We start from the raw sequence: 12,700 nt of genomic DNA, 5'->3' as shown, positions 1-12,700 counted from the left end.
CACACCACCTTTCCGGTATCCCTTGTTTTACTGTTTTTCGACACGCCATGCCGTTTAAATAATTGGCTTACGGGCTTGTTGTTGCGACTTTTCTGGTGTTGTCACCAATAATGAAATGGAACACTTAAATTTTAGGGATGCTATGAAATCGTTGTTCAGAGCACTGGGCTTGGCTTTGCTATGCAGTCTGGTTTTCTCAGCCAATGGAATGGAAACCGAGCATAAGATCGACTTGGTGAAAGTCGATAAATCTGCCCGCAAGATGTATCTGATTCAGGGTAATAAAATCGTCCGTTGGTACAGCATTTCCCTCGGAGCAAACCCAAAAGGCCACAAACTCCGCGAAGGTGACAAACGCACGCCGGAAGGCCGCTATTTCCTCGACCTGATTAACGAACAATCCAGCTTCTACCGTTCAATCCGCATTAACTACCCCAACGAAACCGATAGCAAACGCGCCGAAAAGCTGGGTTTTAGTCCTGGCGGACAGATTATGATCCACGGACAGAAAAATGGTAACGGCCCTCATCCCAGTATTAAACGGGGCAAAGACTGGACGGATGGTTGTATTGCCATCGATAACGAGGAAATGGATGAGTTTTTAAGTCTGGTGAAAGTGGGAACACCTATTGATATTGAGTGGTAAGAACAAAAAAGCCTGAAAGGATCAATTCTTTCAGGCTTTTTCGATTCATAACGTTTTAAATTCTACGTTTTCGCCCCTGCATGATACGCGCTGAGTAGAACACGCTCATAAGCAATAGCCAGATCGACGAGCCTCCGCCCCCACCGCCGCTACTCTCTGAGTCTCCATTTTCAGGAGCTGTGTCCGCTCCCTCAGCCAGAAGAATAGTGAGTGTTGCCGTTGCCTCACTCCCATACTGAGGGTCATAAATAGAGTAGGTGATAATCACTTCCTGTGACTCAGGCATAGTGGTTGGGGCTGTAAACCTGATCATGCCATTATCTAAGGCAACGCCAAATACGCCCGATGCAGATGCACCGGAAATGTAAAAATAATCATCATCATGGTCGTAATCATTGCTTTTTACATCGTAGTAAACCGTTGTCCCCAGAGTTTGGGTCGCATAATCATCCAGGGCAACAGGCACACTGTCCTCAACGGTCAAACGAATCACTTTTGTCGTCACTGCGCCACGAACATCGGTCACTTCCACTGAAAACTCCAAAATGTCATTGGCCTTTACAGAATAAGGGACAACAAACCGAATTGAGGCTGTATCCAGACTCTCTGTGATTGTGACTTTGCTATCGGTTGACCATCGGTAAGACACGGCATCGCCATCCGCATCAGTAACTTCCGCTCCTAGAGTCACACCATTTCCGGGGGTCAGAGAAGCATAGAAAGGAACGATCATGACTTCAGGGGCAGTGTTTGTCTCCGTAACTTCAACTGTTACTTGAGCAATATTCGATTGTATTCCGCTACCCTCTTCCACCAGACGATAGGAGAAGCTATCCACTCCTATAAATCCTGCATTTGGAACATATTGTTCGCCTTCAATTTTTCCATGTTGAGGCGCTTCTACAATCTCCAGCGAGTATGATTGGCCTAGTTTATGAAAATCATTCTTACGTAGATTGAGCGATACAGAGCCGTTTTCCTGCACAGTTAAGCTATCATCTGATGCGAAAACGTCTGCAGGTACATCCGGGTCGAAAAGTGCAGCGAAAGGCGTCGTGTAATAGTTTCGCATAGCGAGACCCGTCGTGGATGCTTGCGACTGGTCACCCAGCCATACCCTTTCTACACGACGATTTTCTGCCACCACAGGCTGAGCAAACAAAAAGTTTTCCTCAAACATCGCTGTGCTTTCGACCTCGACAACCAGTAAGTGTTTTCCGGCACTCAATACCCGTGGAGTATCAAATAGAATCCGTCCCCCTGCCTCTGTTTGCCCTTGATGAATAAAGTCTGCTACGGAGGTGTCTATGCTAAGGTTGCCAAACACTGGCGCACTGTATGGAAGGCGCCAAACCTTGTAGCTATGCTCAGTAAAGATCGATGTTGGCGATACATGAAACTGAACACCATCAAGTCTTGCGTCACTCGTAAGTTCTAACGCAAATGCCGCCATATCTGGTCGCTGATTTGGATGGACATATGACCTTTCAAAGGTTGTTAGCAAGCCAAAGCGGTTGCCAGGCTCAGGTTTATCGACAAAGAAGCTTGCTTTGGATGAATTAGCATTGATACCCGATATGCGAACGTTGCTCGGCTGACCGGTAATGGATTGCAAAGACGGCTCAGTGTTATCTGCAATTTCCGTTATTCCATACAGGCCGGGGAAGATATCCCCCGAATCTGAATATCCACCAATTTCGAGATCTTTCCTGTTATCGGCTTGGAGAACCTGTACCTGCATTGGGCCTGTATAATTGAAGGCATTGTTCACGTTCACACTGGTCATCAGTAGACCTTCTGCCGTTAGTGCCTCGTCATAGTCGCTATATACACGATTCTCTAGATATAGCTTTGAACCATACTCGCGCAGATAAGGATCCAGATGAACAATCGCTGCCTCTTGATTTCCTATTTCGACATAATCATCACTCGGTGTAATTTCGCGGGGAGTAAAGAAGTTAGCTTGGTGTTTGCTCCATGCGGTCATATTGACTGGCGTCTCGCCAGGATATCTGTCGCCCGGCTTCGTTCCCCAAGAGCCACCTCCCATTAATCCCCAACTGCCGATAGACCCTTTATGTTCATAAGAATAAAGATCCGGCAAATCCAACATCAGGTGGCCTAATTCATGCGCGATCACGCCCATGGTAGATTGGTGGTCACCTTGGAAATCAGCAAAAAGGCAGTAACTGCTGATTTGCTTACCATCAACAGAAACAGCATCATGTGAAAACTTATGAGGCCAAATGGCAGGCTCACCTAATGGCGCACCGTATGACATGTCATTGCCGGCAAACACAAACATGACTGAGAGCTCAGTAGGGGAAATCGTGCCATCACTGTTCGTGTCGTACGCAGAAAAATCCAGATGGTTGTCTACAACACTATAGGCATCTTTGAATACTTGGTTGAGCTTAGCATTACAGAAGTCACCTCGATGACAGTCTGGGTGGTCCAGCTCCAAAGAAACCGAAATCACACCATCGTTGGCTTGCCCTTGAGATTCCACGGCAGGCACAACGCGGTAGTTATTCATCGAATTTTTCAGGAAGTAATCCGTGACACTCTGTTTTCCGTCGTTACCGAAGATCAGTGGCTGGAAATCATTTCTCATCACCGCGTCTTTAAAAGAGACCGTGACCACAAGTAGAGGTTGGTTCACAGCATTAGAAGCAAAAGAGGCTTCGCGGCGCATTGATGGCGCGGATGACACACCAATTTGAGAAGGAGAAAACTGTGCTGTTTTATTCGCAAAAAGGTTGGCACGAGCAAGAGGATGAACAGAAACAGCTTCGGGCCGATATTGAGATGCTTTCAATCCATGATCTTCGCTGGTTTTACGTACCCCCGTCGAACTTAACTGCGAATGTCCGTTCTCAAGAGTGATTTCAGCGAAATACCAATTGTCGTCCTTTAAGATAAGGGCATTTCCGGCTCTATCTTCGTGCCAATGAAACGCTTCATTACCTCGTAATTTCACTTCTATTTGATCACCATTTGCCAATTCGATTTTGTGCCAAACTGGCGCTGGCATCGTTGTGGAGAATACGCTGCCCGAGAACATGCATCCAAGCATTGTCAGTAACAGGCTTCCTGCCCGATTGCTTCCTTTCATAACACCCGTCTCACCCTTCAATAGCGAAATAAAACGCCGAACTAATATTTTTCTTATCAATAGAAGGGCACTATTTAGGCATCTTTTATCAATATTGAGAATGTAACTTAAAGCATGCGTCGACTGAAATCACCTTTTCAATTTGGGTCGTTTATAGTGGCTCACAAGAGAAATAGAGCTGAATCCACCAGTAATCATTCGCCTTTCAGACAGTTACAAAAAAGCCCGATGCTTTTCCCAACATCGGGCTTCTTTTTGCTTCTATGTTCTTTTTTGCTTCTATGTTCTTTTCGTTATGCTGCTTATTCGCAGTCGAAAGCACCTTTGTCACTCCACGCTTCTGGTGCAGAGGCTGGGCTGTTGTTTACCCACCAGTTTGCCTGATATAGACGACCTTCGAAGATCACTTGCTCACCCGCCAGATACGCTTTACCTGATGTCCACGACACTGGCATTTGACTGATCAGTTTCCACGCATCACTTGAGTCCGGTGTAGCGCCCTGAACCCAGTATTTCGCTTCCCATACCAAGCCATTGAAGCTGACTTTCTCACCACCAGTGTACGTCGTCGCATTTGACCAGGCTGGGTGGTTAACAGCTTCAGGGTCTGTGCCACATTGCTCGCCTTGTTCCAGCAGGAAGAAATCAAACATTTGTTGGTCGACCAGATTGCCTTCAGCATCTTTTGCGCGGGAAACCAGCATATGATGACCGGCTTTTGCGTTTTCCAGCACCATATCAACAGCGGTCGATGTGCCATCAGCCAGGGACAGTTTTTCATAAGCCAGTGCTTCCTGAGCATGGTTATAAACTGTCATTTCAACGGTCAGATTGCCAGAAGCCGTCACAGCCAGATCCAGCGCCACTTTGCCATCACGAATCACGTATTCCTGCGCCACACCACCAATGGTCACTGTGTATTCCGGCTCAGGGGATTCAATCTCGTAGCCCACTTCTACACGGGTCAAACCGCTGGCTGATTTCAGGTAGATTGGGTTTGCGCCAAACACTGGGTTAAACGCACCATTGGCGTCACGCTGACCCGCTTGGATATTCTCGTTTGCTTGGTTGATTTTGGTCGCCAGGTTGTAAGACCAGGTATTCGCTTCACCGGCTTTCTCGCTGTCGATTTCAAGACGGGTCGACAGCTCTGGACGCTCGCCTTCTGAATCAAACACACGGGTAAACACGGCATCACCCTTCGTTAGGTTCATACCTGGGTTGATTTGGCCGCCTTGCGTCCACTCTGGCAATACAGGTAGGTCACCATCAAATTGCACGTCAATGACGTTATAGAACGCAGCAGCAGTGTCGCCCACATCCCATACCGCCAGAATCACGTGGTAGCCTTCACGCTCTGGCACATCACAGCTGTGCAGCATGGTTTTCGGCGGCTTTTGCATGTTGCCTTCCACCACACAGAAAGGGTTCAGATCGAAGGTGCTTCGCGCCAGTGGCAGGTTCGGGTTCCAATCTGCTTTGGTAATGTAGTATTCCCAGTTACGAGTAACGTGGTTCGCCGTAAAGGTCCACTCGAAGTCGTTCATACCCGCTTTGATTGGCTGCTTTACCCAGCGCGATGCGGTTTGTTCGTCAAGCGGAGAAAACTGAATTAAGCCAGCACTGGCGATTTTACCATCTTCAGGACCGAACTCAGGAAAGCCTTCTGGGCCTTCAACGCTTTGAGGTTCCCATTGAACCTGACCACACGCAGAGTTCTGCTCGCCGGTTGGTGTACTGTATTTACAAAGCGCGGCACGGCCAGCAGCAATGCCACCGTCTTTGGCACTGATGTAACCGTGGGACATAACACTTGCGCTGAAAAGCGCCGCCGCGACAGGCAGGAGAGTGGTTTTGAGTTTGAGCATTTGTGTGCTTCCTAATGGCTATTTTTGTTTTGTTAACCAAGCACGGACAAACTTTCGCATCGGAACATTTTCAGTCCTGAATACAGGCTGTCGAAAATGGCGGCCCCGCTATCGTAAGTGATAATCAAATCACTCTTAGACCGGAAGCTTTGCGTCCTACCTTTTCAGGCAGTTTGCCGTTGACTGTGGAATGGCGCGCATCGTATTCAGAAATTGATATCGCACAATCTTTTTCTTCATCAAAGTTTGCCAATCGATCCATTTAATGAACCAAGATCACAAATTTATCGCTATTTAGGTGATTATTTACCCTGACAGCATATCGAGATAACCCGCTGTAATAGAAAGCCAAAAGCCAGACATCCTATACAGAATGTCTGGCTTTTCTAACCACGCCGCGCCGTTAAGCGATCTGCTTTGTCATCAGGTAGAGAATCCAATCCTCTCCCTGAAACTCACGTATTTTTGTTTCATCCGAAAGTAGCTCAAAACCTAAAGATGTGTAACAGCGAACCGCCGCCTCGTTATGCGCGAATACGGCCAGCGACACAGTGCGAATTTTTGGATCTTCGCTCACCACATCAAGCGCCAGTGAAACCAATTGTGTCCCCAGTCCCTGACCACGCGCCGATGTGTCGGCAATCAACACCCGACATAAACGGACTTCCGACTTCGAAACCCGGTAAATATCGATATAACCAACAGTAATGCCGTCGTGCATCACCAGATAAGGAGTCACCTCCTTTTTCGCAATGTGTTCGCGTACTTTCTCGACCTGCAAAGGGAATTCGAAGGCCGGGCCTCCCCATAGGAAGTTATCCCGGGCACTTCTTATCCAATCGCAAAGCTGTGGCGCGTTCTCATCACGAAACGGGACCAGTAGCATCAGGCTGGCTTTTCCTCGGATTTGTCTTCAGCGTCATCGTTGAAGTCGTCGAGGTAATCTTTTGGCGGTGGTGTCCACTCACGCTCTGTCATGCTGTGACGATCCATTCTGTCTTCGTTCATCGCGTCACGAATGGCTTCTTCAAGTTGGATAAACAGATGCTGGTAATGGGTATCGTAGCTCTTACTGTCATCACCACCTTTCCACGTTTCAAACAGCTTCTGCGAACTTTCATTCTCGACGCGTCTGAATGTGGCCTTGTGCTGTTCAACCACGAACGGGTGCTCACCCAATGAACGGAGTGCTTCCGCACCAAGCTCCAATGCGGAAAGAAACGTTTCTTTGATCACGTAATCGGCTCCTGCATGGCGCAGCATATAAGCATGACCACGGTCAAAAGCACGAGCCAGAATCTTCACATGTGGATAGGTCTGTTTGACGTATTCCACCAGTTCCGTCGTGGTTTCCTGATTATCCATCGACACCACGAGTATCGCTGCTTCTTCAATACCTGCCGTGTGAAGATGTTCAGGACGTGTGGCATCACCGAAGTAGCTCTTAATATTGATTTGACGAAGATTTTCAATTTGCGCCGCTTCGTAATCAAGGACGACTGTCTTCACGCCATTTGCTGTGAGGAGTCGGTTCACAATCTGACCAAAGCGACCAACACCCGCGATGATCACGCTGCCCTGTTCCTCAATTTCATCGGCTTCACGATCGTTCGCGCTTTTCTCGAAGCGCGGCAGAATCACTTTGTCATACAGGATGAATAAGCCCGGTGTCAGGAACATCGAAATTGCGACCACCAAAGACAGCAATTGAGCAACGTCCATCGGCAACACATGGTTCTGCATAGAAAAGCTCAACAGAACAAAACCAAACTCACCCGCTTGCGCAAGGCTCAGCGTAAACAGCCAACGTGCCGTTCCTTTGATGCGGAAAATCAGCGACAGAATAAACAAGATTGCTGCCTTCAGTACCATCAAGCCTACAGTCAAACCAATGATGACAAAGAAATCATCAAACAGAATGCCGAAGTTAATGCCCGCACCGACCGTGATAAAGAACAAGCCCAGCAATAAGCCTTTAAACGGCTCGATGTTGGATTCCAATTCATGGCGGAATTCACTGTTCGCCAGCACGACGCCCGCAAGGAATGTTCCTAGTGCAGGAGAAAGCCCGATCAGGCTCATCAGCGCTGCGATACCAATCACCAGCATCAAAGCAGTCGCGGTAAATATTTCGCGTAGCCCTGAGCTTGCGACAAAGCGGAACAATGGTCGACTCAGGAAGTGTCCGCCAACCACTACACCGGCAATGGCACCCAAGATAACCAAGCCCAATGCCCAGCCGGGAAGCCCAGCCACCAGGCTCATTTCTTCATGATGATCAGCCGCAGCCGCGGCTGCAGATTGTGCCTGCTCAACCAACTCCGGCAACGCCAGAAGCGGGATAAACGCCAACATTGGGATAACAGCGATATCCTGGAACAGCAATACTGAGAATGCGCTTCGCCCACCTTCCGTTTTGGTCAGGCGTTTTTCATTAAAGGTTTGCAGCACGATGGCGGTGGAAGACAGCGCGAAGATAAGACCAATCGCCAGCGCGACGCTCCATACCTGATTCAGCGCCAGCGCAATACCCATCACAATGGCTGCTGTGAGACCAACCTGCAAACCACCCAAGCCAAGTAGCTTGTTACGCATTGACCACAACATTTTGGGTTCAAGCTCTAAGCCCACCAAAAACAGCATCATCACCACGCCGAACTCTGCAAAGTGCTGAATGGTGGTGGTTTCATCACCCACCAGACCAATCACGGGGCCAATCACCACACCGGCAATCAGATAACCAAGCACAGAACCCAAACCCAGCTTTTTGGCGATAGGCACTGCAACAACGGCAGCTATCAGGTAAATAAATGCCTGTAGAAAAATGCCTGTCATGACTCACCTTCCTTGAGCACATGTTCAATATTAGTAGCGGTGATTTTTTCACTCGCCGCTGCTTTTTCAAGGTCTACTCTTCCACTCACGAATGCTTTTAAAAGCAACTCGTAACTTGAAGTGTGCCGCCCAACCTTGTCGTCTTCCACTGCGGTTCGGGAACCAAACAGTGCGTAAGGGGCAAGATAATTCATACCCGTCAGACAAGCCATTTGCTCCATGGGAGCAAGTAATTGACGGATTTTGAAGTGGTTAAAACCATCCGCTTTATAGGCTTCTTCCATGCCACCAGCAGTGATGGCACACAAGAACTGTTTTCCACGTAGTGCCGTACCTTTCGATCCATAGGCAAAGCCATATTCCAACACCAAATCTTGCCATTCTTTCAAAATGGACGGGGTGGAATACCAATAGAGAGGAAACTGGAAAATCACCACATCGTGCTCAAGCAGACGTTTTTGTTCCAGATCGATATTGATGTGGTAGTCGGGATATTCACCATAAAGGTCAACCGTCGTTACCCCTTCTACCGATTGCGCCACTTTATAAAGCGGAGCGTTCACTTCTGATCGCCGTTGCGAAGGATGCGCAAACAGCACCAGAACCTTGTTTTTATTGTCTGCCATAGCTTTCCTTAGTGACTGACTGAGTTAACACATCAAAAGTCGCAAAGGCGAATCAATGTGTGGCCCACTGCGTCTAGTCTAGTTGTTACGGTCTGTTGACCTTTGGCTAAGTGTTGTTATTGCAATAATCATCACCAAAGATCAGCCGCACCTCATAAATTACAGCCCTATCTTACCTTCTGAATCTCACTGATATTTTCTCAATTTAGCAATTTCTCACCAAATGGTTACTAAAAGTATACTGGTTGACAGTAGTAACCTAGATTAGCAAAGTATGCGAAACGAACACAACAATGCATGGAAAGAGGCAGTAATGAACATTCTGGTTATCAACGGTCACCACTACTATCCGTTCTCTGAAGGTAACTTGAACAAAGCCATGGTAGATGTGGCTTCTGAGACACTTACAGCACAAGGTAACAGCGTAATATTGTCTTCATGCGAAGACTATGAGGTGGCAGAAGAAATCGAAAAACACCAATGGGCTGACGTTGTTATCCTCCAATCCCCGGTCAATTGGATGGGCGTGTCATGGAAAATGAAAAAGTACATGGACGAAGTCTACACTGCGGGTATGGGTGGTGAACTTTGCGCTGGCGACGGCCGCCATCGCGATACCGACGATCAATACGGTACTGGCGGAACCCTCGGCGGCAAGAAGTACATGCTTTCTCTGACTTACAACGCGCCGAAAGATGCGTTTGATGATGAAAGCCAATGGCTGCTGCAAGGCAAAGGGGTTGATGACATGTTCCTTCCAATGCACCTTAATTTCCGCTTCTTCGACATGGAAGCTTTGGACACATTCGCGTGTTTTGATGTGATGAAAAATCCGGACACAGAAAACGACAAGATCCGCTTTAAAGCGCACTTGGAATCACAACTGGGAGGCTAGAAAATGGCATATACAAACAAACTGGCTGCGGGAAGCGAATTCCCATCAATAACGCTGAAAGATCTTGAAGGCGGTGAACATACACTTGGCAAACCGCGCGAGGGAGCAACCTGGCAAATGGTGGTGATTTACCGTGGTCGTCACTGTCCAATGTGTACGCGCTACCTGAACCATCTTGAAGATTACAAAGAGAAACTGGCGGATATTGGCATCGATATTGTTGCCGCATCTGGCGACAGCAGCGCTCAACTTGAAGAGCACATGACACGCTTGGAAGTGTCCTTCCCGCTTGCATACGGCTTATCTGAAGCGCAAATGAAAGAGCTGGGTCTTTGGGTTTCTCTTCCACGTTCAGAGCAGGAAACTGACCACAACTTTGCCGAGCCTGGGCTGTTCGTGATTAACGAGCAAGGTACAGTGCAAGTCGTCGATATTTCCAATAACCCATTCGTTCGCCCTGATGTGGAAACGCTGGTCAATGGTCTTGCATGGATTCGTAATCCAGATAACAACTACCCAATCCGTGGTACAGCGCCTTACTGATTGAAGTTCCTCAGTTAGAAAAGTAAAACGCCCTGCTCAATGCAGGGCGTTTTTCTTTGAGATACAAAGTGGTTATTTAGTACTGGTAAACAGCAACTTCACACCAAATGCCAACATCACTGAGCCAAGTACACGATCAACCCAGTGGCCGATGCGCTTAAACTTGGCCTGCACGGTAGGTTTGGAAAGTACCAACGCCACCGAGCCAAACCAAACCAGCTGGATGAACATCATCCATACACCCAACAGGAATAATTCAATCACTGGCATTTCTGGCGACAGCACCAGAGTGAAAACAGAGAGGAAGTAAAGCGGCGCTTTCGGATTCAACGCGTTACACACAAAGCCCATTGAAATCAGCTTGGATGCGGAGCGTGGCTTCACATTCACGTTTTGCTCGTCATCACCTACCGCGGCTTTGCTGCGGATCCCCTTCCAGCCGAGATAAATCAGATAGGCCGCGGCCAGATACTTCATCACCGTCAGTACCATCGAGGATTCACTGATCACGGTCGCGAGGCCAATAGAGGAGTAAATAATGTGAACAGAAAGTCCGAGAGCAATTCCGAGGCTGACAAGGAGACCGGCACGACGGCCGTGAACGAGAGACTGCTGCGATACCATCACAAAGTCTGGACCCGGTGAGGCGGCACCTAACAAGTGCACTAAGGTTAATGTTAAAAACGCCTGATAGAACTCCATTCCTTTTCTCCTTTGCTCTTTTGCTCTTTTTTTCTACTCTTCTTACGATGATATTATGGCGATCCGATTTGAAATCAAGGCCGTACTGTAAAGTAAATTAGTCAAACATGAGTACTCCGATGACCTTCACCCTTTTCTACGATGGCAGTTGTCCACTCTGCGTGGCTGAAATGGATCAGTTGCGCGCGCTTAACCAAGCGGAAAGCCTGAAGTTTGAAGATATCCTTGCGCCGGATTTCAAATCCCGGTTTCCAGATATCGATCCAATGGAAGCCAGCAAAATTCTGCACGGAAAATTGAGCGATGGTACTTTGCTGTTAGGGCTAGATGTCACCCATAAAGCTTGGTCTCTTGTCGGGAAAAAGCGCTGGATTGGCCTATTGCGTTTACCTGTGATCCGCTGGTTTGCAGACAAAGCCTATCTTTTCTTCGCCAGAAACCGCTACAAAATCTCATACCTCTTCACTGGCCGTTCTAAATGTGAGCCTTGCCAGAATGGCGTTTGTTCGATTGCCGAAGAAAAACCCGACAATCATAAAAACTAACAAAACAAACACTCTCATTCAGCAACCAAATAATTAGGTAACCTGCTGATTATTCATCATAAATATGTATTTCTGTGCAGCACCTCAATCTATTGACTAAATCTTCATTAACCCTCACCATCAGTGCACTACACTATGCGTCGCAACATTAAGAAGAAGATGGCTTAGGTACATCCAAATAAGCGATGCGCATCAACTGCTCTATTTGAAACATGAAAACCACTGATATTCTTACACCTTCAGCATTCCTACCAACGCTGCCTGTTGGAACGCCTTTGACTTTCGAGCTTAGGTACAAAGACAAGATCAAAGCGTTTGGTGGAGCCTCGCGCCTTATCGGATATCGCGAGAAAAAGTACATCCTGCTGGAAACGCCCACTGATCCTGAGCTCTCGAAGCTGCTGACTGACACATCTGGCATGCAAGCGGTTGTGCGGGGGTTAACCTCATCACGTTACGGTGAGATCTTTGCGTTCAAATCTCATATTCTCAGCGTATTACACCGCCCGGAGAAAATGATTGCGATAGCGTTGCCACCTCAAGTGAGCATCCACCGCATGCGTTCTGATGCCAGATATGCTGTTTCGCGTATTGTTCATCTCATTATTGATGGACGTAAAGCCTTGGCTAAGCTGTCTGACTTTTCGCTGAGCGGTTGTGCCATTCGCGTGTCCAACAGCCAGTTCATTGATGAAGGTGAAACCATTGGCTTTGTCATCAATGCGCTGTTTGATCACCCCGTGGAATTTGAAGGAACGGTCATGAACGTGACCAGCAATGGCGAGGGTGTTCAACTCGGCATTAAATTTAGTGACGCAAGTAAAAGCAAATCTCGCGATACCTTAGCTAAACTCATTCTGGCGTCCGAATTGAGTGCTGATAACTCCACCAGCGCTGTCTCAACTGTCTCCTGACAGCCTCTTCT

At 47.8% G+C, this 12,700-nt stretch carries 11 protein-coding genes and 1 riboswitch; of the genes, 5 read left to right on the top strand and 6 right to left on the bottom strand.

Translation table 11 applies throughout. From position 1 onward, the window contains the following. The first annotated feature begins 208 nt into the window (after positions 1 to 208). Entirely contained in the window at positions 209 to 646 is a 438-nt protein-coding gene (locus QL223_RS18285) for a L,D-transpeptidase family protein (protein WP_152442421.1), read from the top strand. A gap of 55 nt (positions 647 to 701) precedes the next feature. Here the strand turns inward: QL223_RS18285 and QL223_RS18280 are convergent, their stop codons facing one another. The 5 genes from QL223_RS18280 to QL223_RS18260 form a co-directional block, all read right to left on the bottom strand. Beyond that, a complete protein-coding gene (locus QL223_RS18280) occupies positions 702 to 3,761 on the bottom strand; it encodes a M6 family metalloprotease domain-containing protein (protein WP_281545559.1) in 3,060 nt (1,019 codons plus the stop codon). 302 nt (positions 3,762 to 4,063) lie between these two features. Further along, a complete protein-coding gene (gbpA, locus tag QL223_RS18275) occupies positions 4,064 to 5,629 on the bottom strand; it encodes an N-acetylglucosamine-binding protein GbpA (protein ID WP_281545558.1) in 1,566 nt (521 codons plus the stop codon). Between the two features lie 95 nt (positions 5,630 to 5,724). Further along, positions 5,725 to 5,817, bottom strand: a riboswitch (cyclic di-GMP riboswitch). 215 nt (positions 5,818 to 6,032) lie between these two features. After that, positions 6,033 to 6,515: a GNAT family N-acetyltransferase gene (locus QL223_RS18270; protein ID WP_281545557.1), complete on the bottom strand. Its 483-nt coding sequence runs from the start codon at positions 6,513 to 6,515 to the stop codon at positions 6,033 to 6,035. After that, complete coding sequence (locus QL223_RS18265; RefSeq protein ID WP_002541846.1) at positions 6,515 to 8,464, bottom strand: monovalent cation:proton antiporter-2 (CPA2) family protein; 1,950 nt, start codon at positions 8,462 to 8,464, stop codon at positions 6,515 to 6,517. The genes QL223_RS18270 and QL223_RS18265 overlap by 1 nt, the downstream gene beginning before the upstream one ends. Beyond that, entirely contained in the window at positions 8,461 to 9,090 is a 630-nt protein-coding gene (locus tag QL223_RS18260; RefSeq protein ID WP_002541847.1) for an NAD(P)H-dependent oxidoreductase, read from the bottom strand. Before QL223_RS18260 ends, QL223_RS18265 begins: the two co-directional genes overlap by 4 nt. A 313-nt stretch (positions 9,091 to 9,403) precedes the next feature. Between QL223_RS18260 and QL223_RS18255 the strand changes: the two genes are divergently transcribed. Together QL223_RS18255 and QL223_RS18250 are read left to right on the top strand one after the other, a co-directional pair. Next, the gene (locus QL223_RS18255) at positions 9,404 to 9,985 is read left to right on the top strand and encodes an NAD(P)H-dependent oxidoreductase (protein WP_002541848.1); all 582 of its coding nucleotides are present in this window, start codon (positions 9,404 to 9,406) and stop codon (positions 9,983 to 9,985) included. Between the two features lie 3 nt (positions 9,986 to 9,988). Next, positions 9,989 to 10,528 carry a redoxin domain-containing protein gene (locus tag QL223_RS18250; protein WP_002541850.1) on the top strand — a complete coding sequence of 180 codons (540 nt, stop codon included), beginning with the start codon at positions 9,989 to 9,991 and terminating at the stop codon, positions 10,526 to 10,528. Positions 10,529 to 10,600: 72 nt separating this feature from the next. On the opposite strand, the gene QL223_RS18245 is transcribed toward QL223_RS18250, so the two are convergent. Further along, a complete protein-coding gene (locus QL223_RS18245) occupies positions 10,601 to 11,230 on the bottom strand; it encodes a LysE family translocator (RefSeq protein WP_002541851.1) in 630 nt (209 codons plus the stop codon). Positions 11,231 to 11,349: 119 nt separating this feature from the next. Here QL223_RS18245 and QL223_RS18240 point away from each other — a divergent pair, with 119 nt between their 5' ends. After that, positions 11,350 to 11,775: a DUF393 domain-containing protein gene (locus QL223_RS18240; protein WP_281545611.1), complete on the top strand. Its 426-nt coding sequence runs from the start codon at positions 11,350 to 11,352 to the stop codon at positions 11,773 to 11,775. Between the two features lie 212 nt (positions 11,776 to 11,987). Next, positions 11,988 to 12,689, top strand: a complete 702-nt coding sequence (locus tag QL223_RS18235) for a PilZ domain-containing protein (protein ID WP_002541854.1) — start codon at positions 11,988 to 11,990, stop codon at positions 12,687 to 12,689. Positions 12,690 to 12,700: the final 11 nt, after the last annotated feature.

The sequence above is a fragment of the Grimontia sp. SpTr1 genome, from assembly GCF_947387585.1.
Taxonomy (GTDB): Bacteria; Pseudomonadota; Gammaproteobacteria; order Enterobacterales; family Vibrionaceae; genus Enterovibrio; species Enterovibrio indicus.
Note: the sequence above shows the minus strand (reverse complement) of the source record. Positions and strands in the feature narration are given on the sequence as shown.

Excerpts from the sequence above, each read along its gene's own strand:
- QL223_RS18235 (WP_002541854.1), top strand. The coding sequence starts at position 11,988 with ATGAAAACCACTGATATTCTTACACCTTCAGCATTCCTACCAACGCTG.
- QL223_RS18245 (WP_002541851.1), bottom strand. The coding sequence starts at position 11,230 with ATGGAGTTCTATCAGGCGTTTTTAACATTAACCTTAGTGCACTTGTTA.
- QL223_RS18270 (WP_281545557.1), bottom strand. The coding sequence starts at position 6,515 with ATGCTACTGGTCCCGTTTCGTGATGAGAACGCGCCACAGCTTTGCGAT.
- QL223_RS18260 (WP_002541847.1), bottom strand. The coding sequence starts at position 9,090 with ATGGCAGACAATAAAAACAAGGTTCTGGTGCTGTTTGCGCATCCTTCG.
- gbpA (WP_281545558.1), bottom strand. The coding sequence starts at position 5,629 with ATGCTCAAACTCAAAACCACTCTCCTGCCTGTCGCGGCGGCGCTTTTC.
- QL223_RS18280 (WP_281545559.1), bottom strand. The coding sequence starts at position 3,761 with ATGAAAGGAAGCAATCGGGCAGGAAGCCTGTTACTGACAATGCTTGGA.
- QL223_RS18265 (WP_002541846.1), bottom strand. The coding sequence starts at position 8,464 with ATGACAGGCATTTTTCTACAGGCATTTATTTACCTGATAGCTGCCGTT.
- QL223_RS18250 (WP_002541850.1), top strand. The coding sequence starts at position 9,989 with ATGGCATATACAAACAAACTGGCTGCGGGAAGCGAATTCCCATCAATA.
- QL223_RS18240 (WP_281545611.1), top strand. The coding sequence starts at position 11,350 with ATGACCTTCACCCTTTTCTACGATGGCAGTTGTCCACTCTGCGTGGCT.
- QL223_RS18255 (WP_002541848.1), top strand. The coding sequence starts at position 9,404 with ATGAACATTCTGGTTATCAACGGTCACCACTACTATCCGTTCTCTGAA.
- QL223_RS18285 (WP_152442421.1), top strand. The coding sequence starts at position 209 with ATGGAAACCGAGCATAAGATCGACTTGGTGAAAGTCGATAAATCTGCC.